At 52.6% G+C, this 23,798-nt stretch carries 20 protein-coding genes, 4 tRNA genes and 1 pseudogene; 15 read left to right on the plus strand and 10 right to left on the minus strand.

All coding sequences use genetic code 11. The annotated features are described in order from the left end of the window. Position 1 precedes the first annotated feature (1 nt). Positions 2 to 973: a PTS glucitol/sorbitol transporter subunit IIB gene (locus J4685_RS08420; protein ID WP_000199047.1), complete on the minus strand. Its 972-nt coding sequence runs from the start codon at positions 971 to 973 to the stop codon at positions 2 to 4. Then, positions 970 to 1,533: a PTS glucitol/sorbitol transporter subunit IIC gene (gene srlA, locus J4685_RS08425; protein WP_000573333.1), complete on the minus strand. Its 564-nt coding sequence runs from the start codon at positions 1,531 to 1,533 to the stop codon at positions 970 to 972. Before srlA ends, J4685_RS08420 begins: the two co-directional genes overlap by 4 nt. Positions 1,534 to 1,786: 253 nt before the next feature. Between srlA and mltB the strand changes: the two genes are divergently transcribed. Then, positions 1,787 to 2,866 carry a lytic murein transglycosylase B gene (gene mltB / locus J4685_RS08430; protein WP_000476831.1) on the plus strand — a complete coding sequence of 360 codons (1,080 nt, stop codon included), beginning with the start codon at positions 1,787 to 1,789 and terminating at the stop codon, positions 2,864 to 2,866. 37 nt (positions 2,867 to 2,903) lie between these two features. Here mltB and J4685_RS22510 read toward each other — a convergent pair whose 3' ends face one another. Further along, positions 2,904 to 3,149 (minus strand): hypothetical protein, encoded by a 246-nt coding sequence (locus J4685_RS22510; protein WP_001519391.1) that lies wholly within the window; start codon positions 3,147 to 3,149, stop codon positions 2,904 to 2,906. Between the two features lie 195 nt (positions 3,150 to 3,344). Between J4685_RS22510 and pncC the strand changes: the two genes are divergently transcribed. The 14 genes and pseudogenes from pncC to J4685_RS08500 all read left to right on the plus strand — a co-directional run bounded on the left by pncC (position 3,345) and on the right by J4685_RS08500 (position 14,882). Further along, positions 3,345 to 3,842 (plus strand): nicotinamide-nucleotide amidase, encoded by a 498-nt coding sequence (pncC, locus tag J4685_RS08435; protein WP_000132239.1) that lies wholly within the window; start codon positions 3,345 to 3,347, stop codon positions 3,840 to 3,842. 84 nt (positions 3,843 to 3,926) lie between these two features. Further along, entirely contained in the window at positions 3,927 to 4,988 is a 1,062-nt protein-coding gene (gene recA, locus J4685_RS08440) for a recombinase RecA (protein ID WP_000963154.1), read from the plus strand. A 116-nt stretch (positions 4,989 to 5,104) separates the two neighbouring features. Continuing rightward, positions 5,105 to 5,605: a recombination regulator RecX gene (recX, locus tag J4685_RS08445; protein WP_001294868.1), complete on the plus strand. Its 501-nt coding sequence runs from the start codon at positions 5,105 to 5,107 to the stop codon at positions 5,603 to 5,605. A gap of 235 nt (positions 5,606 to 5,840) precedes the next feature. After that, positions 5,841 to 8,471: an alanine--tRNA ligase gene (alaS, locus tag J4685_RS08450; RefSeq protein ID WP_000047245.1), complete on the plus strand. Its 2,631-nt coding sequence runs from the start codon at positions 5,841 to 5,843 to the stop codon at positions 8,469 to 8,471. A gap of 234 nt (positions 8,472 to 8,705) precedes the next feature. Continuing rightward, positions 8,706 to 8,891 (plus strand): carbon storage regulator CsrA, encoded by a 186-nt coding sequence (gene csrA / locus J4685_RS08455; RefSeq protein WP_000906486.1) that lies wholly within the window; start codon positions 8,706 to 8,708, stop codon positions 8,889 to 8,891. 302 nt (positions 8,892 to 9,193) lie between these two features. Then, positions 9,194 to 9,286: transfer RNA gene (locus tag J4685_RS08460), tRNA-Ser, on the plus strand. Positions 9,287 to 9,289: 3 nt separating this feature from the next. After that, positions 9,290 to 9,366 (plus strand) — tRNA-Arg (locus tag J4685_RS08465). A 61-nt stretch (positions 9,367 to 9,427) separates the two neighbouring features. After that, positions 9,428 to 9,504: transfer RNA gene (locus J4685_RS08470), tRNA-Arg, on the plus strand. Positions 9,505 to 9,566: 62 nt separating this feature from the next. Next, a tRNA-Arg gene (locus J4685_RS08475) sits at positions 9,567 to 9,643 on the plus strand. A 236-nt stretch (positions 9,644 to 9,879) separates the two neighbouring features. Then, the gene (yqaB, locus tag J4685_RS08480) at positions 9,880 to 10,446 is read left to right on the plus strand and encodes a fructose-1-phosphate/6-phosphogluconate phosphatase (protein ID WP_000271296.1); all 567 of its coding nucleotides are present in this window, start codon (positions 9,880 to 9,882) and stop codon (positions 10,444 to 10,446) included. After that, positions 10,443 to 10,868, plus strand: a complete 426-nt coding sequence (locus J4685_RS08485; protein ID WP_001279499.1) for a YqaA family protein — start codon at positions 10,443 to 10,445, stop codon at positions 10,866 to 10,868. The genes yqaB and J4685_RS08485 overlap by 4 nt, the downstream gene beginning before the upstream one ends. 76 nt (positions 10,869 to 10,944) lie before the next feature. After that, the gene (gshA, locus tag J4685_RS08490; protein WP_000611821.1) at positions 10,945 to 12,501 is read left to right on the plus strand and encodes a glutamate--cysteine ligase; all 1,557 of its coding nucleotides are present in this window, start codon (positions 10,945 to 10,947) and stop codon (positions 12,499 to 12,501) included. Between the two features lie 149 nt (positions 12,502 to 12,650). Next, positions 12,651 to 13,166, plus strand: coding sequence for an S-ribosylhomocysteine lyase (gene luxS / locus J4685_RS08495; protein WP_001130194.1), 516 nt, complete (start codon positions 12,651 to 12,653; stop codon positions 13,164 to 13,166). Between the two features lie 345 nt (positions 13,167 to 13,511). After that, positions 13,512 to 14,882, plus strand: a pseudogene (locus J4685_RS08500) (carbohydrate porin). A gap of 48 nt (positions 14,883 to 14,930) precedes the next feature. Here J4685_RS08500 and emrB read toward each other — a convergent pair. The 7 genes from emrB to proV all read right to left on the minus strand — a co-directional run bounded on the left by emrB (position 14,931) and on the right by proV (position 23,485). Further along, complete coding sequence (gene emrB / locus J4685_RS08505) at positions 14,931 to 16,469, minus strand: multidrug efflux MFS transporter permease subunit EmrB (RefSeq protein ID WP_001187294.1); 1,539 nt, start codon at positions 16,467 to 16,469, stop codon at positions 14,931 to 14,933. 16 nt (positions 16,470 to 16,485) lie between these two features. After that, complete coding sequence (gene emrA, locus J4685_RS08510) at positions 16,486 to 17,658, minus strand: multidrug efflux MFS transporter periplasmic adaptor subunit EmrA (RefSeq protein WP_001275605.1); 1,173 nt, start codon at positions 17,656 to 17,658, stop codon at positions 16,486 to 16,488. Between the two features lie 126 nt (positions 17,659 to 17,784). After that, positions 17,785 to 18,315: a transcriptional repressor MprA gene (gene mprA, locus J4685_RS08515; protein ID WP_000378431.1), complete on the minus strand. Its 531-nt coding sequence runs from the start codon at positions 18,313 to 18,315 to the stop codon at positions 17,785 to 17,787. Positions 18,316 to 18,811: 496 nt separating this feature from the next. Next, entirely contained in the window at positions 18,812 to 19,996 is a 1,185-nt protein-coding gene (locus tag J4685_RS08520; protein WP_000165766.1) for an MFS transporter, read from the minus strand. A 164-nt stretch (positions 19,997 to 20,160) separates the two neighbouring features. Continuing rightward, positions 20,161 to 21,156 (minus strand): glycine betaine/L-proline ABC transporter substrate-binding protein ProX, encoded by a 996-nt coding sequence (gene proX / locus J4685_RS08525; protein WP_001216619.1) that lies wholly within the window; start codon positions 21,154 to 21,156, stop codon positions 20,161 to 20,163. A gap of 69 nt (positions 21,157 to 21,225) precedes the next feature. Then, entirely contained in the window at positions 21,226 to 22,290 is a 1,065-nt protein-coding gene (gene proW, locus J4685_RS08530; RefSeq protein ID WP_000775024.1) for a glycine betaine/L-proline ABC transporter permease ProW, read from the minus strand. Beyond that, the gene (proV, locus tag J4685_RS08535; RefSeq protein WP_000985526.1) at positions 22,283 to 23,485 is read right to left on the minus strand and encodes a glycine betaine/L-proline ABC transporter ATP-binding protein ProV; all 1,203 of its coding nucleotides are present in this window, start codon (positions 23,483 to 23,485) and stop codon (positions 22,283 to 22,285) included. Before proV ends, proW begins: the two co-directional genes overlap by 8 nt. Positions 23,486 to 23,798: the final 313 nt, after the last annotated feature.

The following is a 23,798-nucleotide window of genomic DNA, read 5'->3' on the forward strand; positions in this document are numbered from 1 at the left end:
CTTATTGATAGATAAAGCCGGAAACAAACCAGGCGATAAGTACCGTGGGCGCGCCAGTCAGGAAGCGTCCGACCAGCACAGAAGGTACGCCGACGCGAACGGTGTCTTGTTTCGCTTCCGCCAGTGACAGGCCGACCGGGATAAAGTCGCAGGCCGCCTGCGCGTTAATCGCGAACAGGGCGGGAAGCGCCAGATGCGGGGGGATATTGCCCAGGCCTATCTGAACGCCGATCAGGACGCCAATGACCTGAGCGATAACCGCGCCAGGGCCGAGAAAGGGCGACAGCAGCGGGAAAGAGCAGATCAATGCCAACGTCACCAGCCCCAGTGGATGGCTGGCTAATGGCGCCAGGCCGTGGGCGATCCAGTCGCCAAGACCTGAGGCCATAATGATGCCGATCAGCGCCGAAACGAACGCCATAAACGGCAGGATTGTTTTCAGGACTGTATCAATGGTGTCGCGACCGGACTGGAACAGTACCGCCACGGCGGAGCCCATTCCCATACCGACTTTTGCCAGCAGCCCGTCGCTCTGCTCGGTGATTTTTTTGCTGGTGTCGTAGTCACGTCCTAATGTCGTTTTGGCAGGCTGGGGACTAGCAGGCGTTTCGCCGACAAGAGTAATGTTTTCTTCTTTTACGCCGGAGACATAAATATCCTCAACAATATACTGCGCCAGTGGGCCGGACTTACCCGTCGAGTGAATATTAATGGTTGGAATCCGGCGTTTCGGATAGATACCGCAGCGCAGCGTACCGCCGCAGTCGATAATGGCCGCGCCGATCTCCGCTTCCGGCGGTTCGCCTTCTTTAAAGCCGTCCACCGCTTGCCAGCCTGTTAGTTGTGCCAGTTTGTCGACGATCGCCGGGCGCGTACCGGCTGTGATATAGACGATCTTTTGGCCTGGCGTAACGTCCAGTTCAAGCGGGCCGCCCCAGCCGCCGGCGCCTTTCTCAATACGAACCCGTGTCATGATACCGCTCCTGTCAGATGAACTTTCTGCTCAAGTTGAATCCCCATTTTTTTCTCAAAAATAGCGGTGGTGAGATCGGTGACCCAACCGCGGAAGAAGTTCGTCACCAGACCTACCAGCAGATAGCTCACCGCGAGCGGGCCGAGAGGAAGCCCTAACGTGGTGAGTCCGCTGGCGATACCCAGATAAACAAACAGTTCGCCGGGATTGATATGCGGAAACAGACCGTTCATGGAGTGACAGCTATAGGAGGCCGCCGCGTAATAGCTCGGCTTGTACTTCTCCGGCATAAAGCGTCCCAGACTCAGGGTCATCGGATTACAAAAAACAAATGTCCCGATACACGGTAAAAGCAGGTAACGAGATAGCGGATTTCCGGCACAACGTTGGGCAAAACGCTCAATACGCTGCTGGCCGATAAAATTGATGAGCGCATTCATGATAACCAGCAGGCTTATCAGTAGCGGAAGAATACCTGTCACCATACCGGTAAACACCTCTCCGCCTTTCTGGAATAACCCGATGAACCACTCCGCACCATGTGTAATGGTTTCGATCATTGTTCTCTCCTGTAGGGTTTTTAGTTTTCTTGCTAATTTCCTGTTCATTGTAATCATTTTGAAAGATTAAAAAGTGTTATTATGATCGCAAAATAAAAGAAAAATATTTTAAGTTGAAAGGTTACGGGAGTGGGGGAGCGGATACAAACTGAAAAGAGGAGAAAGGTGATTTATTCTCTTGTGCCGCTTCCTTGTGCGGCGGGGGATGCTTTACCATACTTCTCCCTGGCTGAATTTGTTTAATGGATCTCTCATGTTCAAGCGTCGTTATGTAGCGTTACTTCCACTTTGCGTATTGCTTGCTGCCTGTAGCAGCACGCCAAAATCTTCCGGGACTCAAGCGACGACTGGCACGTCTTCCGGCGGCTTCCTGCTTGAGCCGCAGCATAACGTCATGCAAATGGGCGGCGACTTCGCCAACAACCCTAATGCGCAGCAGTTCATTGATAAAATGGTCAGCAAACACGGTTTCGACCGTCAGCAGCTGCAGGAGATCCTCTCGCAGTCTAAAAGACTGGATTACGTCCTGCGTCTGATGGACAGACAAGCGCCGACCACTCAGCCGCCCGCTGGACCAAATGGCGCCTGGTTGCGCTACCGCAAACAATTTATTACGCCGGATAACGTGCAAAACGGCGTCGCGTTCTGGAATCAGTATGAAGACGCGCTGAACCGCGCCTGGCAGGTATACGGCGTACCGCCGGAAATCATTGTGGGCATCATCGGCGTGGAAACCCGCTGGGGACGTATCATGGGGAAAACGCGGATTCTGGACGCGCTGGCGACGCTGTCATTTAACTATCCACGCCGGGCGGAATATTTCTCCGGCGAGCTGGAAACCTTCCTGCTCATGGCGCGCGATGAGCAAGACGATCCGCTCAATCTGAAAGGTTCCTTTGCCGGCGCGATGGGCTACGGCCAGTTTATGCCGTCTTCCTATAAAGAATATGCGGTCGATTTCAATGGCGATGGGCACATTAACTTGTGGGATCCGGTAGATGCCATCGGCAGTGTGGCGAACTACTTCAAGGCGCATGGTTGGGTGAAAGGCGATACGGTTGCGGTGCCAGCGAATGGTCAGGCGCCGGGACTGGCGAATGGTTTCAAAACAAAATACAGCCTCTCTCAGCTTGCCGCCGCAGGCTTAACGCCGCAGCAATCGTTGGGCAATCATCAGGAAGCCAGCCTGCTGCGTCTGGATATCGGTACGGGCTACCAGTACTGGTACGGCCTGCCGAACTTCTACACCATTACCCGATATAACCACAGCACGCATTATGCGATGGCGGTTTGGCAACTGGGCCAGGCGGTAGCGCTGGCGCGGGTGCGCTAATTTACGCTTAGGGAGGGGAGCACCCCCTCCGCTATTATTATGGCTTTTTGGGCTGATTCTCTGCCTGCAAGTGGGATATCTTCTTTGATAGTGCCAGACTATATCCCAGACATCCCAGGCCTAAGATAATTTGACCGCCGTCATACGGTTCAAAATAGCCTGACGACAATATATTCAGTACTCCCATTCCTAATGAACATACTCCACCCACAATTAACCACAGCCGTAGTTGACAGGTTTGTTTCAGTTTGTGCTGTGTGCTTTCCGTTTTTTTGAGTGACATCCTTGCTTTCTCTCCGTGCGTGTAAATTTAGCGACATGGTACTGCTATTTAGTCATGTGCTACCTCATTTCATTCTGCATAAATAACCTGCTGGCATTTTTTCGGAATCCGACTCGTAAAATCGACTGCTCGTCCCCATCTCTGGTGAGAAAGTGCTATCTTGTGCGGCAGGATTTCTAACTGACAGAGGTCATGATGACTGACAGTGAACTGATGCGGCTTAGCGAGCAGGTCGGGCTGGCGTTAAAAGCGCGCGGGGCGACCGTAACGACAGCAGAGTCCTGTACCGGCGGCTGGCTGGCGAAAGCCATTACCGACATCGCCGGAAGCTCCGCCTGGTTTGAACGCGGCTTTGTCACCTATAGTAATGAAGCCAAAGCGCAGATGATTGGCGTGCGTGAAGAGACTCTGGCGCAGCATGGCGCGGTCAGCGAACCCGTAGTGGTCGAAATGGCGATCGGGGCGCTGAAGGCCGCTCGCGCCGATTTTGCTGTCGCTATTAGCGGGATTGCCGGGCCGGATGGCGGCAGTGAAGAAAAGCCGGTTGGTACGGTGTGGTTTGCTTTCGCCAGCGTCAGCGGAGAAGGGATTACGCGTCGGGAATGCTTCAGCGGCGACCGTGAATCGGTGCGTCGACAGGCGACGACGTACGCGCTACAAACCCTGTGGCAACAATTTCTACAAAACACTTGATACTGTATGAGCATACAGTATAATTGCTTCAACAGTACGAATTCACTATCCGGTTCAATACCAAGTTGCATGACAGGAGTAATAATGGCTATCGACGAAAACAAACAGAAAGCGTTGGCGGCAGCAATGGGCCAAATTGAAAAGCAATTTGGTAAAGGCTCCATCATGCGTCTGGGTGAAGACCGTTCTATGGATGTGGAAACTATCTCCACCGGTTCGCTTTCACTGGACATCGCACTCGGTGCGGGCGGTCTGCCGATGGGGCGTATCGTCGAAATTTACGGGCCGGAATCTTCCGGTAAAACGACCCTGACGCTGCAGGTGATTGCCGCTGCGCAGCGTGAAGGTAAAACCTGTGCGTTTATCGATGCGGAACACGCGCTTGACCCTGTTTACGCACGCAAGCTGGGCGTCGATATCGATAACCTGCTTTGTTCTCAGCCGGATACCGGCGAGCAGGCGCTGGAAATCTGTGACGCGCTGGCGCGTTCAGGCGCGGTGGACGTCATTGTGGTCGACTCCGTAGCGGCGCTAACGCCGAAAGCGGAAATCGAAGGCGAAATTGGCGACTCTCACATGGGCCTCGCGGCGCGTATGATGAGCCAGGCGATGCGTAAGCTGGCGGGGAACCTAAAACAGTCCAACACGCTGTTGATTTTCATCAACCAGATCCGTATGAAGATTGGCGTGATGTTCGGTAACCCGGAAACCACCACCGGCGGTAACGCGCTGAAATTCTACGCCTCTGTTCGTCTTGATATCCGTCGTATTGGCGCGGTGAAAGAGGGCGATAATGTCGTGGGTAGCGAAACACGTGTGAAAGTGGTGAAAAACAAAATCGCCGCGCCGTTTAAGCAGGCCGAGTTCCAGATCCTCTACGGCGAAGGCATCAACTTCTATGGCGAACTGGTTGACCTGGGCGTGAAAGAGAAGCTGATCGAGAAAGCGGGCGCATGGTACAGCTACAACGGCGAGAAGATTGGCCAGGGTAAAGCGAACGCGACTACCTGGCTGAAAGAGAACCCGGCGACAGCGAAAGAGATCGAGAAAAGGGTTCGTGAATTACTGTTGAGTAATCAGAATGCCACGCCCGATTTCGCCGTTGACGATAGCGAAGGCGTTGCAGAAACCAACGAAGATTTTTAATCATCAGGTGATGGTGGGTCGGACAAAACGAAGCCGCCATTCAGCAAAACGTTAAATTACCATCAAGGGCTGCATTTATGCGGCCCTTTTGGCATTTACCCCTGTTAAGGTTTTTTATGAGTGAACCCACATCGCGCCGTCCCGCTTATGCTCGTCTCCTTGATCGTGCGGTACGTATTCTTGCTGTCCGCGATCACAGCGAGCAGGAATTACGGCGTAAACTCTCCGCGCCGGTGATGGGCAAAAATGGGCCGGAAGAGATTGATGCGACGGCAGACGATTATGAGCGCGTGATCGCCTGGTTCCACGAACATCACTATCTTGATGACGAGCGCTTCGTGATGCGCTTTATCGCCAGTCGTAGCCGCAAAGGCTATGGCCCGGCGCGTATTCGCCAGGAATTGAATCAGAAAGGCATTTCCCGTGAATCGACTGAAAAAGCGATGCGAGAATGTGAAATTGACTGGAGTGAAATGGCACGTGAACAGGCCGTTCGCAAATATGGCGAGCCGCTCCCTTCAAACTTTTCAGAAAAGGTTAAGGTACAGCGCTTTTTGCTCTATCGCGGGTATCTGATGGACGATATCCAGCAAATATGGCGAAATTTTGCAGATTGAGCGCATACGGGATTTTACTTCCCGGTAAAGAAAACTTATCTTATTCCCACTTTTTCCGTCTGGACGCGGGTTGCTTAACGGCGAACAGCGTCTGCGACGAATATTCCTTAAATACACAAAATCATTCAAGCCGCATCAAAGCGGCAAGTGAGCCTCGGGAACGCGTGACCGGGAAACTCGCAGCCAACGCAGAGGCGGCCTGAAGGATGAAGTGTAGCTTGATTTCAGGATAATTATGAGCAAGAGCACCGCTGAGATCCGTCAGGCGTTTCTCGACTTTTTCCATAGTAAAGGGCATCAGGTAGTTGCCAGCAGTTCCCTGGTGCCTAATAATGACCCCACTCTGTTGTTTACCAATGCCGGGATGAACCAGTTCAAGGATGTTTTCCTTGGGCTCGATAAACGTAATTATTCCCGTGCAACCACTTCCCAGCGTTGCGTACGCGCGGGGGGTAAACACAACGATCTGGAAAACGTCGGATACACTGCACGTCACCATACTTTCTTCGAAATGCTGGGCAACTTCAGCTTCGGCGATTACTTCAAACACGACGCCATTCAGTTCGCATGGGAATTACTGACCGGTGAAAACTGGTTTGCTCTGCCAAAAGAGCGTTTATGGGTCACCGTTTATGAAACCGACGACGAAACCTATGAGATCTGGGAAAAAGAAGTCGGCATCCCGCGCGAGCGTATCATCCGTATCGGCGACAATAAAGGCGCGCCATACGCATCGGATAACTTCTGGCAGATGGGTGATACCGGTCCCTGCGGTCCGTGCACCGAAATCTTCTACGATCATGGCGACCACATCTGGGGCGGCCCTCCGGGAAGCCCGGAAGAAGACGGCGATCGCTATATTGAGATCTGGAACATCGTCTTTATGCAGTTCAACCGTCAGGCTGACGGGACTATGGAACCATTGCCGAAACCGTCTGTAGATACCGGTATGGGGCTGGAGCGTATTGCCGCGGTACTGCAACACGTTAACTCTAACTATGACATCGACCTGTTCCGCACGTTGATTGAAGCGGTAGCGAAAGTCACCGGCGCCACCGATCTGGGTAATAAATCGCTGCGTGTTATCGCCGACCATATCCGTTCCTGCGCATTCCTGGTTGCCGATGGCGTGCTGCCGTCAAATGAAAACCGTGGCTATGTGCTGCGTCGCATTATTCGTCGCGCGGTGCGTCACGGCAACATGCTGGGCGCGAAAGAGACCTTCTTCTACAAGCTGGTTGGGCCGCTGATTGAGGTAATGGGCTCCGCAGGCGAAGAGTTGAAACGTCAGCAGGCGCAGGTCGAGCAGGTTCTGAAAACGGAAGAAGAGCAGTTCGCCCGTACGCTGGAGCGCGGTCTGGCGCTGCTGGATGAAGAACTGGCGAAATTGCAGGGCGACACCCTGGATGGCGAAACCGCTTTCCGTCTGTATGATACTTATGGTTTCCCGGTCGATCTAACGGCGGACGTCTGCCGTGAGCGCAACATCAAAGTCGATGAAGTCGGTTTTGAAGCCGCTATGGAAGAGCAACGCCGTCGCGCGCGCGAAGCTAGCGGTTTTGGCGCGGACTACAACGCGATGATCCGCGTTGACAGCGCTTCTGAATTTAAAGGTTATGACCATCTGGAACTGAACGGCAAAGTGACCGCGCTGTTTGTCGATGGTAAAGCGGTTGAAGCGATTAACGCGGGACAGGAAGCGGTTGTCGTGCTGGATCAGACCCCATTCTATGCGGAATCAGGCGGTCAGGTTGGCGATAAAGGCGAGCTGAAAGGCGCTGGATTTACTTTCGCTGTGGACGACACGCAAAAATATGGTCAGGCGATTGGTCATATCGGCAAATTGTCTGCGGGCGCTCTGAAAGTGGGCGATGCGGTACAGGCTGACGTAGATGAAGCGCGCCGCGCACGTATCCGTCTGAACCACTCCGCCACGCACCTGATGCACGCGGCGTTGCGCCAGGTGCTTGGGACACACGTTGCGCAGAAAGGTTCGCTGGTTAGCGATAAAGTGCTGCGCTTCGACTTCTCGCACAATGAAGCGATGAAGCCGTCGGAGATTCGTCAGGTTGAAGATTTGGTGAATGCGCAAATTCGCCGCAACCTGCCGATTGAAACGAACATCATGGATCTCGACGCGGCGAAGGCGAAAGGGGCCATGGCGCTGTTTGGCGAGAAATATGACGAACGTGTACGCGTTCTGAGCATGGGCGATTTCTCTACTGAACTGTGCGGCGGTACTCACGCCAGTCGTACCGGTGATATCGGTCTATTCCGTATTATCTCTGAGTCCGGCACCGCAGCGGGCATTCGTCGTATTGAGGCGGTAACCGGTGAAGGCGCTATGGCCACCGTTCATGCGCAAAGCGATCGCTTAAACGATATTGCGCATCTGCTGAAGGGCGACAGCCAGAATTTGGGCGACAAAGTGCGTGCCGTGCTGGAACGTACACGTCAGCTGGAAAAAGAGTTGCAGCAGTTGAAGGACCAGGCCGCAGCGCAGGAGAGTGCAAATCTTTCCAGTAAAGCGGTCGATCTCAACGGCGTGAAGCTCCTGGTCAGCGAGCTTGCTGGTATTGAGCCGAAAATGCTGCGAACCATGGTTGATGATCTGAAAAATCAACTGGTGTCTACCGTTATCGTACTGGCAACGGTTGTTGAAGGTAAGGTTTCTCTGATTGCGGGCGTGTCGAAGGATGTGACCGACCGGGTTAAAGCAGGGGAATTGATTGGTATGGTCGCTCAGCAGGTGGGCGGTAAGGGTGGCGGTCGTCCGGACATGGCGCAAGCCGGTGGTACGGATGCGGCAGCTCTGCCTGCAGCGTTAGCCAGTGTACAAGGCTGGGTCAGCGCAAAATTGCAATAATTATAAGCGTTCGTTGGCGCCGCAGCCCATGCTGCGGCGTTTACGTCAACGCTATCGACAACGATAAAGTCAGGTTGAAGTTTTGTATATCGGCTAAACTTAGGTTTAACAGAATGTAATGCCATGACTGCTTACACCTAAGGTGTTTGTCATCGCTTACTTTTTGGCGTTATATGATGGATAATGCCGGGATACAGAGAGACCCGACTCTTTTAATCTTTCAAGGAGCAAAGAATGCTGATTCTGACTCGTCGAGTTGGTGAGACCCTCATGATTGGCGATGAGGTCACCGTGACAGTTTTAGGGGTGAAGGGCAACCAGGTGCGTATTGGCGTGAACGCCCCGAAAGAAGTTTCTGTCCATCGTGAAGAGATCTACCAGCGTATCCAGGCTGAAAAATCCCAGCAGTCCAGTTACTAAGGTTTTCGCGTCTCACTTTTCGGGTGAGACGCAGCCTCTCTTCTCGCTCGCCCGCGTTGTCCCTTCATGACTTTTTCAACCTCACTGTTGATATGGTGCGCTTTTGGCGGCCAGCGTGTCATCAAATTATCTGTTGATAAAACACTCTTTTTGGCTTTTTTACAGACTAATTGAGCGTGAAGTGTGCAAACGATAAAAGCTCTGGAAAAATTGTTTGACTTATAAGTCCCAGAAAGTAATATGTGCGCCACGCAGCGACGATGAGCAGAACAAGTTCTTCGAAGCACTCGTAAGAGGCGTGTGGTGAGGTGGCCGAGAGGCTGAAGGCGCTCCCCTGCTAAGGGAGTATGCGGTCAAAAGCTGCATCCGGGGTTCGAATCCCCGCCTCACCGCCATTTGCATCCGTAGCTCAGCTGGATAGAGTACTCGGCTACGAACCGAGCGGTCGGAGGTTCGAATCCTCCCGGATGCACCATATCTTACTTGATACGGCTTTCCCGCGGTATCAAAATCTGCAGTAAAGTAAGTTTCCCGATGCATCCGTAGCTCAGCTGGATAGAGTACTCGGCTACGAACCGAGCGGTCGGAGGTTCGAATCCTCCCGGATGCACCATCTCTTACTTGATACGGCTTTCACCGCGGTATCAATATCGGCAGTAAAGCAAGTTTTCCGATGCATCCGTAGCTCAGCTGGATAGAGTACTCGGCTACGAACCGAGCGGTCGGAGGTTCGAATCCTCCCGGATGCACCATATTCTCCATACTTTCAGCGATGAAGATGCAGATGAGATAGCGGTAATCACCGCTGGCATCAGAAGGATAACGTTGCATCAGCAACGGCCCGAAGGGCGAGTAATCCTCCCGGATACGTTACTGCCCTGCAATCGCTTTTCCCCCTTATCCTGAATATACCTCTTCATCTCTATTAGCGACAAAATCAACCAATTGCGATAAAGTACTGTCTGGTTATTCGGTTTGCGAGAACACGATGTACGCACGTTATGCTGGTTTGATTTTTGATATGGACGGTACTCTCCTGGATACCGAACCCACGCATCGCAAAGCGTGGCGTGAGGTTTTGGGGCGCTATGGTCTTCGTTTTGATGAACAGGCAATGGTCGCACTTAACGGTTCGCCAACCTGGCTTATCGCCCAGTCAATCATTGAGCTTAACCATGCCGATCTTGATCCCCTGTCACTGGCGCGTGAGAAAACCGACGCGGTAAAAAGCATCCTGCTGGACTGCGTAGAACCGCTGCCGCTGGTTGAGGTGGTCAAAGCGTGGCATGGGCGGCGTCCCATGTCGGTCGGTACCGGTAGCGAAAGCGCTATCGCGGAAGCCTTGTTAGCGCATCTGGGGCTGCGTCGTTATTTTGATGCGGTTGTGGCGGCAGATCACGTACAGCATCACAAACCCGCGCCTGACACCTTCCTACTGTGCGCCCAGCGGATGGGCGTCATGCCGACGCAGTGCGTGGTATTTGAAGATGCCGATTTTGGTTTACAGGCGGCGCGGGCGGCGGGAATGGATGCCGTGGATGTCCGACTATTGTGAGTGACGGACTGTCACTCCTGTCTCTGTTTGCCAGTAGTTTTCTCAGCGCGACGCTGTTACCCGGTAATTCTGAGGTGGTTTTGGTTGCTATGCTGGTCTCCGGCGTCAGTCATCCCTGGGTCTTAGTCTTAACAGCAACAATGGGTAATAGCCTTGGAGGGGTAACTAACGTTATTCTTGGGCGTTTCTTTCCGCTGCGCAAAACGTCGCGCTGGCAGGAAAAAGCGACTGGCTGGCTAAAGCGTTATGGCGCAGCCACACTATTATTAAGCTGGATGCCGGTCATCGGTGATTTGTTGTGCCTGTTAGCGGGATGGATGCGCATCCCGTGGGGGCGGACGATCTTTTTTTTGTGTCTTGGTAAGGCGCTGCGCTATGTTGCGCTTGCAGCGGCGACGGTTCAGGGCATGATGTGGTGGTAATAATTGTAGGTTTGGCATGTATGGCCGCCATTACAGTTATGCTTATTAAAACGATTTGGACAGGCGGGAGGTCAATTTGATCCCGGACGTATCACAGGCTCTGGCCTGGCTGGAAAAACATCCTCAGGCGTTAAAGGGGATACAGCGCGGGTTAGAGCGCGAAACGCTGCGTGTCAATGCTGATGGCACGCTGGCGACAACAGGTCATCCTGAAGCGTTAGGTTCAGCGCTGACCCATAAATGGATTACCACGGATTTTGCGGAAGCCCTACTGGAGTTTATTACGCCAGTCGATGGCGATATCCAGCATATGCTCACTTTTATGCGCGATCTCCATCGGTATACGGCCAGGAAACTGGGCGATGAGCGGATGTGGCCATTAAGTATGCCCTGCTATATTGCGGAAGGGCAGGACATAGAGCTGGCGCAGTACGGTACATCAAATACCGGGCGCTTTAAGACGCTCTATCGCGAAGGGCTGAAAAATCGTTATGGCGCCTTGATGCAAACCATCTCCGGCGTACATTACAATTTTTCATTACCGATGGCGTTCTGGCAGGCGAAATGCGGCGTTACGGAAGGCGAAGCGGCAAAAGAAAAAATTTCTGCCGGCTATTTTCGTCTGATTCGCAACTATTACCGTTTTGGCTGGGTCATCCCCTATCTGTTTGGCGCGTCTCCGGCCATTTGTTCCTCTTTCCTGCAAGGAAAGCCAACCACATTACCGTTTGAAAAAACGGACTGCGGCATGTACTACCTGCCGTATGCGACGTCGCTGCGTTTGAGTGATTTGGGCTATACCAATAAGTCGCAAAGCAATCTCGGAATTACGTTTAACGATCTACATGAATACGTTGCAGGTCTGAAGCGCGCGATTAAAACCCCTTCCGAGGAGTATGCGCGGATTGGTGTGGAAAAAGACGGTAAGCGGCTACAGATTAACAGCAACGTTCTGCAAATTGAAAATGAGCTGTACGCGCCCATTCGTCCCAAGCGCGTGACGCGCAGCGGCGAATCGCCTTCTGACGCGCTTCTGCGTGGTGGTATTGAGTATATTGAAGTTCGTTCTCTCGATATTAATCCGTTCTCACCGATCGGCGTAGACGAACAACAGGTGCGCTTCCTCGATCTGTTTATGGTCTGGTGCGTATTGGCCGATGCGCCGGAAATGAGTAGCGATGAGCTGTTATGTACGCGTACTAACTGGAATCGCGTTATTCTGGAAGGGCGTAAGCCGGGCCTGACGTTAGGCATTGGCTGTGAAACTGCGCAGTTCCCGCTGCCCAAAGTCGGGAAAGATCTTTTCCGCGATCTGAAACGCGTGGCGCAAACGCTGGACAGTATCCACGGGGGAGAGGAGTATCAAAAGGTGTGTGACGAGTTGGTCGCCTGCTTTGATAATCCTGAACTGACATTCTCCGCCCGGATCCTACGGTCTATGATTGATGAAGGCATTGGCGGCACCGGGAAAGCGTTCGGTGAGGCTTACCGTAATCTGTTACGCGAAGAGCCGCTGGAGATTTTACAGGAAGAAGAGTTTATTGCTGAACGTGACGCTTCAGTACGTCGTCAGCAGGAGATTGAGGCGGCGGATACCGAGCCGTTTGCCGCGTGGCTTGCAAAACACGCCTGACCCAAAAGAAAAAGGCCACTCACGGAGTGGCCAAAATTTCATCGCTGAAAACAGGGATGATGATAACAAATGCGCGTCTTTCATATACTCAGACTCGCCCCGGAACAAAGAGTTCAGTTTATTTTTAAAAAATTATCGGAGGTGACTAAATGCCATTATTAGATAGCTTCGCAGTCGATCATACCCGGATGCAAGCGCCGGCGGTCCGGGTTGCAAAAACGATGAACACCCCGCATGGCGACGCAATCACCGTGTTTGATCTGCGTTTTTGCATTCCGAACAAAGAAGTGATGCCGGAAAAAGGGATTCATACGCTTGAGCATCTGTTTGCTGGCTTTATGCGCGACCACCTCAACGGTAACGGCGTTGAGATTATCGATATCTCGCCGATGGGCTGCCGCACCGGCTTTTACATGAGCCTGATTGGCACGCCGGACGAGCAGCGTGTTGCCGACGCTTGGAAAGCGGCGATGGCGGATGTGCTGAAAGTGCAGGATCAAAACCAGATCCCGGAGCTGAACGTTTACCAGTGCGGTACGTATCAGATGCACTCGCTCAGTGAAGCGCAGGACATTGCCCGTCATATTCTGGAGCGTGATGTGCGCGTGAACAGCAATAAAGAGCTGGCGCTGCCGAAAGAAAAACTGCAGGAATTGCATATTTAGTCTTATTGGTAAGCGGTTCCAGTATTTAAATTAACCCCGGTTTATGGCCGGGGTTTTTTATTGCTTAATATAATTTGCGTTTATTATATTTGCGGCGAGAATACATTTTAAATTAAGTAATGCCTGGCCTGTTAAATAATAAAATGTGATCTGGTAAACAGAAAAGGCGGATAACTCACGATGCCAGAGTGTATTGATCACATAAACTAAAAATCATAAATAATTAATAGAAAAACATAATAGAATGCGCCAGATATCCAGGTAATAACAAGACTCTACTAATAGCCGGTCGATGGGGTTTTTAGCAAATCTTATCTGGTATACATCAAACTTAAGGGATAAAAAATGAAGGCTAAATATTTGGCGCTGATGATCGGTGCTTGCTTTTCTCATAACCTTTGGGCAGCGAATAATATCACTATTGAGCAGCGTCTGGCTGAACTGGAGCAACGTGTTGTTAATGCTGAAAAACGGGCATCCGATGCCGAGGCGCAAATTCGCTCGCTGAAACAGCAGCAGGTCGCCGCTACACCGACGGTGAATGTCCAGTCCGCCGAGCCCATTGCAGCAGATAAAACGCCGCCGAAGCTGACCTTATCCGGATTCAGCGATATTAAGTTCTATGGCGATGTCGAATTTAATATGGATGCGGCAAGCCGTTCCGGTAGCCTGACCTCGATGAGAACGTCAGCGAATAAAGATTGGGCATCAGGAACCAATGAACGCTGGGATATTAACGGGCGCCTGTTGCTGGGCTTTGATGGCTACCAGCGGCTGGACAACGGTAATTTTGCCGGATTCTCTGTACAGCCTCTGGCGGATCTGACCGGGAAAATGAACCTTGATGATGCCGTTTTCTTCTTTGGTCGTGAGAATGACTGGAAAATTAAGGTTGGTCGTTTTGAAGCCTACGATATGTTCCCGCTGAATCAGGATACATTTATTGAATATTCGGGGAATACAGCGAACGATCTTTACAGTGACGGTTACGGCTATATCTATATGATGAAAGAAGGACGGGGACGTAGCGACAGTGGGGGTAACTTCCTGCTGAGCAAAACCATCGACAACTGGTATTTCGAAGTTAACACATTGCTGGAAAATGGCAGTACGTTATATACCGAGAAGCAGTACCACGGAATGGATTTAACCAACGATAAAAACGTGGCTTACGTCCGTCCGGTTATTGCCTGGCAAAACGGGCGTTTTTCAACGGCGATAGCGATGGAAAGTAACGTCGTTAACAACGCCTATGGCTATTATGAGAATGGGAAGTGGATCGATCAGTCAGATCGTACGGGCTATGGTTTTACCATGACCTGGAATGGTCAAAAAACTGACCCGGAAGATGGCGCAGTTATTAACCTGAATACCGCTTATATGGATGCGACCGATGAGACAGATTTTACCGCTGGGGTGAATGCGCTGTGACATCGATTTGAACTGGGTTATATCTATGCGCATAACAAAATCGAAGCCTTTAATGCTACCAATATCGATGCCGTTTGTGAGGACGATTGCTGGATCACCGATCCCGGCAATTATGACATCCACACTATTCATGCCTCATATTTATTCCCCAACGTGATGGATATGAAAAACTTTAACATCTACCTCGGCGCCTATGCTTCATGGGTAGAGGCCAATCCGAATAATGGCGATAACAGTGAAGATGCGCGTTACGGCGGGCGTCTGAGATTCAAATATTTCTTCTGATTGTTGGTCTACTAAAAAAGGGATCCGTAGATCCCTTTTATCAGATAGTTAGTGCGCGCCACCGCCGCCGCCGCCCGCACCGAAGGGCGGTTTGGCGAACCACACCAGGCCGAGCAGCACCAGGAAGATCCCCGCCGACATCCAGAAGATTTCGTTGGCGGAAATAATCAGCCCCTGATTCGTGATTTGCTGGGCTATCCAGCCTGACGCCTGTTGGTGCGTCATCCCTAAGCCTTCCAGTTTATCGTACATAGCCTGAGCGTTTGGATTATACGCCGTAACCGACTCGGTGAGCTGCGCATGGTGTAGCGACTCACGATCGGTCCACATAGTGGTGGTAATCGAGGTGCCAATGGAGCCCGCCAGCGTTCGCGTGAAGTTCGACAGGCTTGATGCCGCCGCCAGCCGTTCTGGCGGTAACCCGGAGAGCGTAATGGTGGTCAGCGGCATAAAGAAGCAGGCGACGGCAAATCCCTGAATAAACTGCGGCCATGCGGAAGCGCCGAAATCCATACCCGGTTCGAATGTCCAGGCGCGCCAGTAAAAACAGACGGCGTACATAATGAAGCTGAACGTGACCAGCCTGCGCATATCCAGTTTATGCGCGAAGCGTCCGATAATCGGCGACAAAATTACCGGAATAATACCGACTGGCGCCGACGCCAGACCTGCCCACGTTGCGGTATAGCCGTACACCTCTTGCAAAAGCTGCGGCAGTAGAACAATGGCGCCGAAATAGAGCATATAGGCAAGGCTGATGCACAAGCAGCCAATAGTGAAGTTACGCGATTTAAAAAGAGAAAGATCGACGATAGGGTGATCGTCGGTCAGTTCCCAGACGATCAGGAAACTGATGGCGATGACGGCGACCACGGTCAGGATGATAATTTCCTGCGAGGAGAACCAGTCCAGCTCTTTACCACGATCGAGCATAATTTGCAGGCTGCCGATGCCAATCACCAGTAACGCCAGCCCGACGGCGTCAATACGTCGCCGTTCGGTATGCGTTTCACGTCCGCGCAGCGTGTGTAACGTCATCAGGACGACGGCGATGCCAATCGGCACGTTGATGAAGAAAATCCATCCCCAGTGGTAATTATCGCTGATGTAGCCCCCCAGAATCGGGCCGCAAATCGGCGCGACAATGACGGTCATTGACCAGAGCGCCAGCGCAATGGAGCGCTTTGCAGGCGGATAGTTATTCAGCAACAGGCTTTGCGAGAGCGGAATCAGCGGCCCGGCGACCACGCCCTGCACCACGCGGAAGAAGATCAGCATGTTCAGGCCGCTGGATACGCCACAGGCCCAGGAGGCCGCGGCAAAGGCGACCGTCGACCACATGAACAGTTTGACTTCGCCAAAACGCTTCGCCAGCCAGCCGGTTAAGGGAATCGAGATAGCGTTCGCCACCCCGAAAGAGGTGATAACCCATGTCCCCTGGCTTAGGGAAGAACCCAGGTTCCCGGCGATGGTCGGAATCGCCACGTTGGCAATGGTGGAGTCCAGCACCTGCATGAATGTCGCCAGCGACAGCGCGATCGTCATGATGACGAGCTGCGCGCCCTCCAGCGGTTTTTGCTGTTGCATCACACGCACCTCAGGATTAACCCGCGTTAGCCTGTACGATGTCGTCGATCAGTTTATTGACCGGCGCGAGATTAATTTCGCGTGCGTTACTTTCGGCAACCGGCGTCGTTCGTACCTGGCTGGCCAGTACCTGACCGTCGCGATTAGCGGTATCCACGGTGACCAGCGTCGATAAACCAATGCGCAGCGGATGTTGTTCTAACTGGCGGGCGTCCAGTTCGACGCGTACCGGCAGACGTTGAACCACTTTAATCCAGTTACCCGTCGCATTTTGCGCGGGCAGCAGGGAGAAGGCGCTGCCTGTCCCCATATCCAGACCGACGACTTTACCGGTGTATTTTACGTCGTCGCCATAAATGTCAGTAATAATCGTCACTGGCTGCCCAATGCGCATATTCGCTAATTGGGTCTCTTTAAAGTTAGCGTCCACCCACAGATCGGTTGCAGGCACGACGGCCATCAGCGGCGTGGTGGGGCTGATCTGCGCGCCAGGCTGGACGGCGCGGCGGGAAACATAACCGGTCATTGGACTGACGATGCGAGTACGCTCCAGCGCCAGCCAGGCGTTACGCACTTCGGTCGCCGCTTGTTGAACCGCAGGCTGATCTTCCAGATTACTGTTGAGTATCATTGCCTGGTTGGCATTGTACTGTTGAATGGCGACATCCAGCTGTGCCTGCGCGCTGGCGACGGCATCGCGGGCGTGTTGCAGCTCTTCACGGCCAATAAGATTGGCATTACCCAGCGGCACACGACGGTTAAGGTCGCTTTGCGCTTGCGCCAGGGCGGTTTTTTGCACGTCGATATTCGCCTGCAACTGCTTGCTGTTAATCATCAACTGGTGCGTCTGGCGCACGCTGGAGGCCAGCGCCGTTTTGGCTCTTTCAAACGCTTGTTTGGCGTCAGTCTGATCGAGCGTGACCAGAACATCGCCCTCTTTTACAAAGTCGGTGTTATCAGCCCAGACTTTCGTCACGCTGCCTGACACCTGCGCCATGATTTGAACCTGGTTCCCTGCCACGTAAGCATCATCTGTCTCTTCAATATGACGCAATACTAAAAACCAATAAATTCCATATGCCACGGCAATAATAACAAAGAGCAAGGTAAGAAGTAGCAGCGCTGTTTTGCGTTTGCCTTTCTTCTTAGCCGGTTGCTGCGGGGTTTGGATCTCCGCATTTGCGCTCATGTTGTTCTCCACGATCTTATTATTCACATCGGCTGAGCCGACCTGTTGTCAGAAAGGCCAGCAGTAATGCGTGCCGGCCTGTCCGCTTTCCTGTTATTAATCTGGATTTTTGAGCGGGTCGGCGCTTTAGCGCAGCGCCTCAAGAACAGTGCCTTCCTGCTCCATTTGATCAAGACGCGTCAGGAGTTTACGAGTGATGTGCTCAAGTTGATCTTTTTCGGCAGTGCTAAGTGATGACCAGAGTTGATGCAGACAATGATGCTGAGGTGGAAGCACTTCTTGCAAAAATGCCTGGCCTTTCTCCGTTAATTGCAGATGCAGGCAACGGCGGTCGTTATCGCTCTCACGACGCTCAATCCAGCCGCGTTTTTCCAGCTCATCTGCAATGCGTGTCGCATTGGTGCGAGATGAACCCAGCGCGCAGCTTAATTCAGACGGCTGAATACTGTGGTTTTCCTGAGACTCCAGCGTAATCAACGCCATAAACAACGTCTCGTTAATCCCTTGAGCCTTCAGCATCTTATTGCGGTTTTCCAGGAGCTTGCCTTGCATGTGCATACAAAGACGAGTCAAAAGAATTTCCTGATAAGGAAAGTCTTCGTGACGGCTGGCGCGAAATTTTAGCATTTGTTCAATGGGCGTAAACGAACTATCCATTTGGGCATGACCTCATTAATTTCAGCCGATATAGTAACGACAGTGACAAATAAAGTAAATGTATTATTAATACAAAATCATTCTTTCAGGCTATAAAGCAACCAATGATACGCAGACTGAGACGCCAGCGGGAACATTGGGCCCGGTAAAGCGCCGCCTGCGGCAAATCCAGGAATGACGAGAAAAGCGTGAGTGCCTGCATGAAAAAATCAGGAGAGAACGATAAGCGGGAGGGGCGAAAGCCGGGTAAACGGCCTTACAACCCGATGCAAAAGCCACCGGAATATCACGGATAGCTATCGGTGAACGACCTTCGAATCCTTGAACGGGCGCTATTGGCCTGGGAGCAGATGGGGATGCAGGGCTTTCCATAGAATTATATTATTCTTCACCGGTATAAAAATAACCATGATAAATGAATAGCATAACCTTAACAGACTGGGGAGCTCCTTAACACCCTAAGGAGCTTAAACAAAGGTAAACGCTCACTATCCGCTTAATTTACGGCTTCCTGTCGGTGAAAACCTCGCCACCAGACCAGTAAATTAAGTAAGGCTACCGTGACACCCGCCAGACAAACGCCGGCCCAGCCGGCATGTTGCCAGGCGGAGGCGGAAATCAGCGACCCCGCGGCGCCACCGATAAAGTAGCTGGTCATATAGCCGGCGGTGAGCCGGTTACGCGCATCCGGATGCAAACGATAGATGACCGTCTGATTGGTGATATGTACCCCCTGAACGGTGAGGTCCAGTACCAGAATGCCAATAATCAGCGCCAGTACCGAGGTGTGCCCAAGCCAGATCGCCAGCCAGGAGAGTAACAGCAGCAGTAAGCCGAACGTGGTGGTGAGGTGAGATTTACCTTTATCGGCAAATCCGCCAGCCGGACACGCGCCTAAAGCGCCGGCGGCCCCCGCCAGGCCAAACAGGCCAATCATTCCCTCGGAATAGCTAAACGGCGGCGCGGCGAGCAAAAAGGCCATTGATGTCCAGAGGATGCTGAAATTAGCAAAGGTCAGACAGCCCAGCAGCGCGCGGGTACGCAGCAGCTTATCGTGAATAAACAGGCTGAATACAGAACCCAACAGTTGCGGGTAGTTAAGATGGGTGTCGGATTTGAGCTTTGGCAGTCCGCGCCATAACGCGACGGCCATCAGCGCCATCAGCGCCGACGCTACCCAAAATACGGTGCGCCAACCGCCGAGGTTTGCCAGCAGTCCGGCGACCGTTCGCGCCAGCAGGATCCCCAGCAACAGGCCGCTCATAATGGTGCCGACCACTTTACCGCGGGTGGCGGGCGTCGCAAGCGTGGCGGCCAGCGGAACCAGAATCTGCGCCACCACGGAGAACAGTCCGGTTAAGGCCGTTCCGAGTATCATCATGCTAAGCGACTGACTGCTGGCGGTGATCAGCATTCCGCCAGCCGCCAGCAACGTCATGGAGACAATCAGCGTTCGGCGTTCAAACATGTCGCCGAGCGGCACCAGAAACAACAGGCCAGCGGCATAGCCCAACTGCGCGGCGGTAACGATAAACCCTGCGGAGCTGGCGGAAAGCGAAAAGTGATGCGCGATGGTATCAAGCAGCGGCTGGGCATAGTAGTTGCTGGCGACCGCCAGACCCGTGGCCACAGACATTAAAACGATCAGCGCCGGGCTAAGCCCATGAGTGGGTTTCGTCATTATGGTAATCGTGATTTAGATAATTATTTTCTGGGAAAACAATCATAGCGGATGTTGATGAATAAAGGGGAACAGTGACGTGATGAATCGTGCGCTTTGAGGAGAGATTGAATAGGCCGGATAGCGGCGCATGAACTGCGCCTTATCCGGCATAAAAAACGATATTATTTCTGCGCGGCCAGCGCTTCTTTCACCCAGCCGTCAAACTGCTGCTGGTGGGCGTTGATCCAGCCGTCTACGTGGCCCTGAACATCGGCTTCAGACGATTTACCGGCATGCATCATGGCGTTCTGCGCGTTGATATCCGCCAGCGGCAGCTTCATGATGGCGAACAGTTTCGCCGCCGCCGGGTTTTTCTCCGCCCATGCCTTATTGGCGACAATATGCATGGTATTAACCGGGAACCCATAGTTCGCGCCGTTCGGCAGTTTAGTATCAATATTTTTCTGTTCGCCCGGCAGAGAGGAGAACGGCACCTGTAGCCAGACGACATCTTTACCCGGCTTCATTACGTCGCTCACCCAGTACGGGGTCCAGGTGTAATACAGCACCGGCTTGCCTTCTTTAAAACGGGTAATGGTATCAGCCATCATCGCCGCATAGTTACCGTGGCTGACCTCAACGGTTTTTTGCAGATCAAACGCTTTATTCTGGTGATTGATCACGGCTTCGCAGCCCCAGCCCGGCGAGCAGCCCATCATGTCCGCTTTTCCGTCGCCATTGGTATCGAAGATTTTGGCGATTTTCGGATCTTTTAGCTGAGCGATATTGGTGATGTTGTACTGCTCGGCGGTTTTTTTATCGATCAGATAGCCCTGCGCAGCGCCGGAGACGAAGACGCCCTCGCGGTAAAATTTTTTGTCTCCGCCTGCTGCGGCATACATATCATCATGCAGCGGCTGCCAGTTCACGGCGGTAAACGTCGCATCGCCAGAGGCGATGGAGGTGTAGCCTACGTTGTAATCGACTTCACTCGGCTTATTTACGGTATAACCCAACTTTTCCAGCGCCCGACTGACCAGTAACGTCTGGAAGGTCTCTTCAGAAATCGTGCTTTGGATAGGTTGGACGGTAATGCCTTTGCCAGGCAGGTCGGCAGCGAAAGCGCTGGCGGTGACAAGGGTGGCAAACGCTGAGGCAAATATCACGGTATGTCGCATCGTTGTTCCTTTAATTATGGTAGGGAGTTGTAAGCCCGGTAAGCGCAATGTCACCGGGCGTCAGGAGAGTTACTTAACGAAAGGGCGGGTGATTAGCCCAACAGGACCGGTGGTATACCAGCGACGGTTACCGCGGCTACGCGAGTCGCGCCCGACGGCCTGCGTCAGACGGTCCAGAATGATGGCAAGAATCACAATGCCGACGCCGCCGACGGTTGCCAGCCCCATATCAAGACGACCAATGCCGCGTAGTACCATCTGGCCAAGTCCGCCGACCGCAATCATCGAGGCGATGACGACCATCGAGAGAGCCAGCATCAGCGTCTGATTAACCCCTGCCATAATGGTGGGCATCGCCAGCGGTAGTTGCACTTTGAACAACATTTGGCGCGGGCTGGCGCCGAACGAGCGCGACGCTTCAATTAAGTCGGCAGGCACCTGGTTAATGCCCAGGATCGTCAGGCGTACAATCGGCGGTAGAGCAAAAATAATCGTCACCACCACGCCCGGCACGTTACCGATGCCGAATAACATGACAATCGGCACCAGATAGACAAACGCGGGCGTGGTCTGCATCGCATCCAGCAGCGGACGAACTATTTTGGCTGCGCGCGGGCTGCGCGCCAGCCAGATTCCCATCGGTAATCCGATCACGACGCAGAACAACAGGGCGGTCAATACCAGCGCCAGGGTAATCATCGCCTGCGACCAGGCGCCGATCGCGCCGATGGCGATCAGCGATATCAGCGTTGCGATCCCCATGCCCACGCCGGAAACCTGCCAGGCAATCAGCGCAAAGAGAATAATCGCCACAGGGGCGGGCATTCCCAGCAGCAGTTGCTGAAAGCCGTTAAGAATGTAATCCACCGGCACACGAATCCCCTGAAAAAGGGGACGGAAATGGGTGACGACCCAGTCGATTCCCTCTGTGACCCAGCTATCCAGCGGGATCAGCGTCTTATGGAACGGGTCCAGAAGAGAAAAGTGTTCAGGGGCTGGCGCGGGCGCGCTGTTCAACCAGTCGGTGCTGCCGCCGTCCGTGGCTACACCTGCCGGTGTTCCCCAGGCATCAGCCGTTTGCGTCGTAGTATCGGCCACCCGTGCGGTATCCCACGGATTCGTTTGATCAGCCATTGTTACCCCCCTCGCGATCTAAAGCCTGTAGCAACATACGTTTTGAAATAATGCCAACATACTGGTGTTCTTCATCGACAACCGGCACCGCGCAGGGCGCCTGGCCGACGTGAGAGAGCAACTCGCTGAGTGGGGTTTGCGCATCAACGACTAAAGGGTCGTCGATAAGCGCCGCTTCAATCCCTTGCGCCTGGCTTAATGCCGCTTTTAATGAGTCGATGGACACGACGCCCACGAATTTATTGCCACGCTCAATGACGTAACCATATTCACGGTCTTCGTCCTGTAATAATTTCAGTGCCGAACGGGGACCGAAACCTGGCGTTTTACGAATTAAGCCGACCGGACTGCGACGGGCAATATCTTTGGCGCTAAAGACCTGACTAATATCCACGCCACGGAAGAACGTGCGGACATAATCATTTGCCGGATTATTCAGGATCTCATCCGGCGTACCAACCTGTACGACCTCGCCATTTTGCATAATGGCAATCCTGTCGCCAATACGCATAGCCTCATCAAGATCGTGGGAAATAAAGACAATGGTGCGCTGATGTTTCGCCTGTAATTTCACCAGCTCATCCTGCATTTCGGTACGAATTAATGGATCGAGGGCGGAAAACGCTTCATCCATTAATAAGATATCAGGGTTGATTGCCAGCGCGCGGGCAAGCCCAACATGCTGACGCATCCCACCGGAAAGTTCATCCGGGTAGGCGTGAGCGTAATTCTCAAGCCCCACCTGACGCAAGGCGTCCAGCGCTTTTTCGCGACGCTCTTGCGCCGCGATGCCCGCTAATTCCATACCGAATGCCGTATTATCCAGCACGGTCATATGTGGCATGAGCGCAAATGACTGGAAGACCATCGCAATCTTTTTCCTGCGCACCTCGCGAAGCTCAGCGTCTGATATTTTGGCAATATCAACGCCGTCAATCAGTACCTGTCCGCGGGTGGGTTCAATCAGGCGATTGAGAAGGCGTACCATTGTGGATTTACCCGAGCCGGATAATCCCATGATGACAAATATCTCGCCTTCTTCAATGGCCAGACTGGCGTCTTTAACGCCAAGCGATAGCCCCGTTTTTTCCAGTATTTGCTCTTTCGATAGTCCCTTTTCAATATATTTGAAGGCACGCTGCGGATGCTCTCCAAATATTTTATACAGATTCTTCACTTCTAATTTAATTGCCATGCAATAGAATGATTCCTGTTATTTACTTATGTCGATATGTTACCTGATAGAAATAGTTACCTTTTTCTACCCTAACATACTCAGAATCTGAGACAACCCTGAATTTGCTTCTGGCATGAATATTGCGAGGTGCTATCGGCTGTGATTTCCCATGATATAAGGGCTGAACGCGAATGGGGAGGAAGAGATATTTTTTGAGACAACCAGCAAAAATCCACCTGAATTGGAGGAATCCAGGTGAATAATGTCACTCGTATTGAGTGTAGGACATGTTGTAATATTTGCGCGATTTAACCCGGTATTGCTTGAAATA

Source organism: Salmonella sp. 32100201201700099SM (genome assembly GCF_017572645.1).
GTDB classification, from domain to species: domain Bacteria; phylum Pseudomonadota; class Gammaproteobacteria; order Enterobacterales; family Enterobacteriaceae; genus Salmonella; species Salmonella enterica.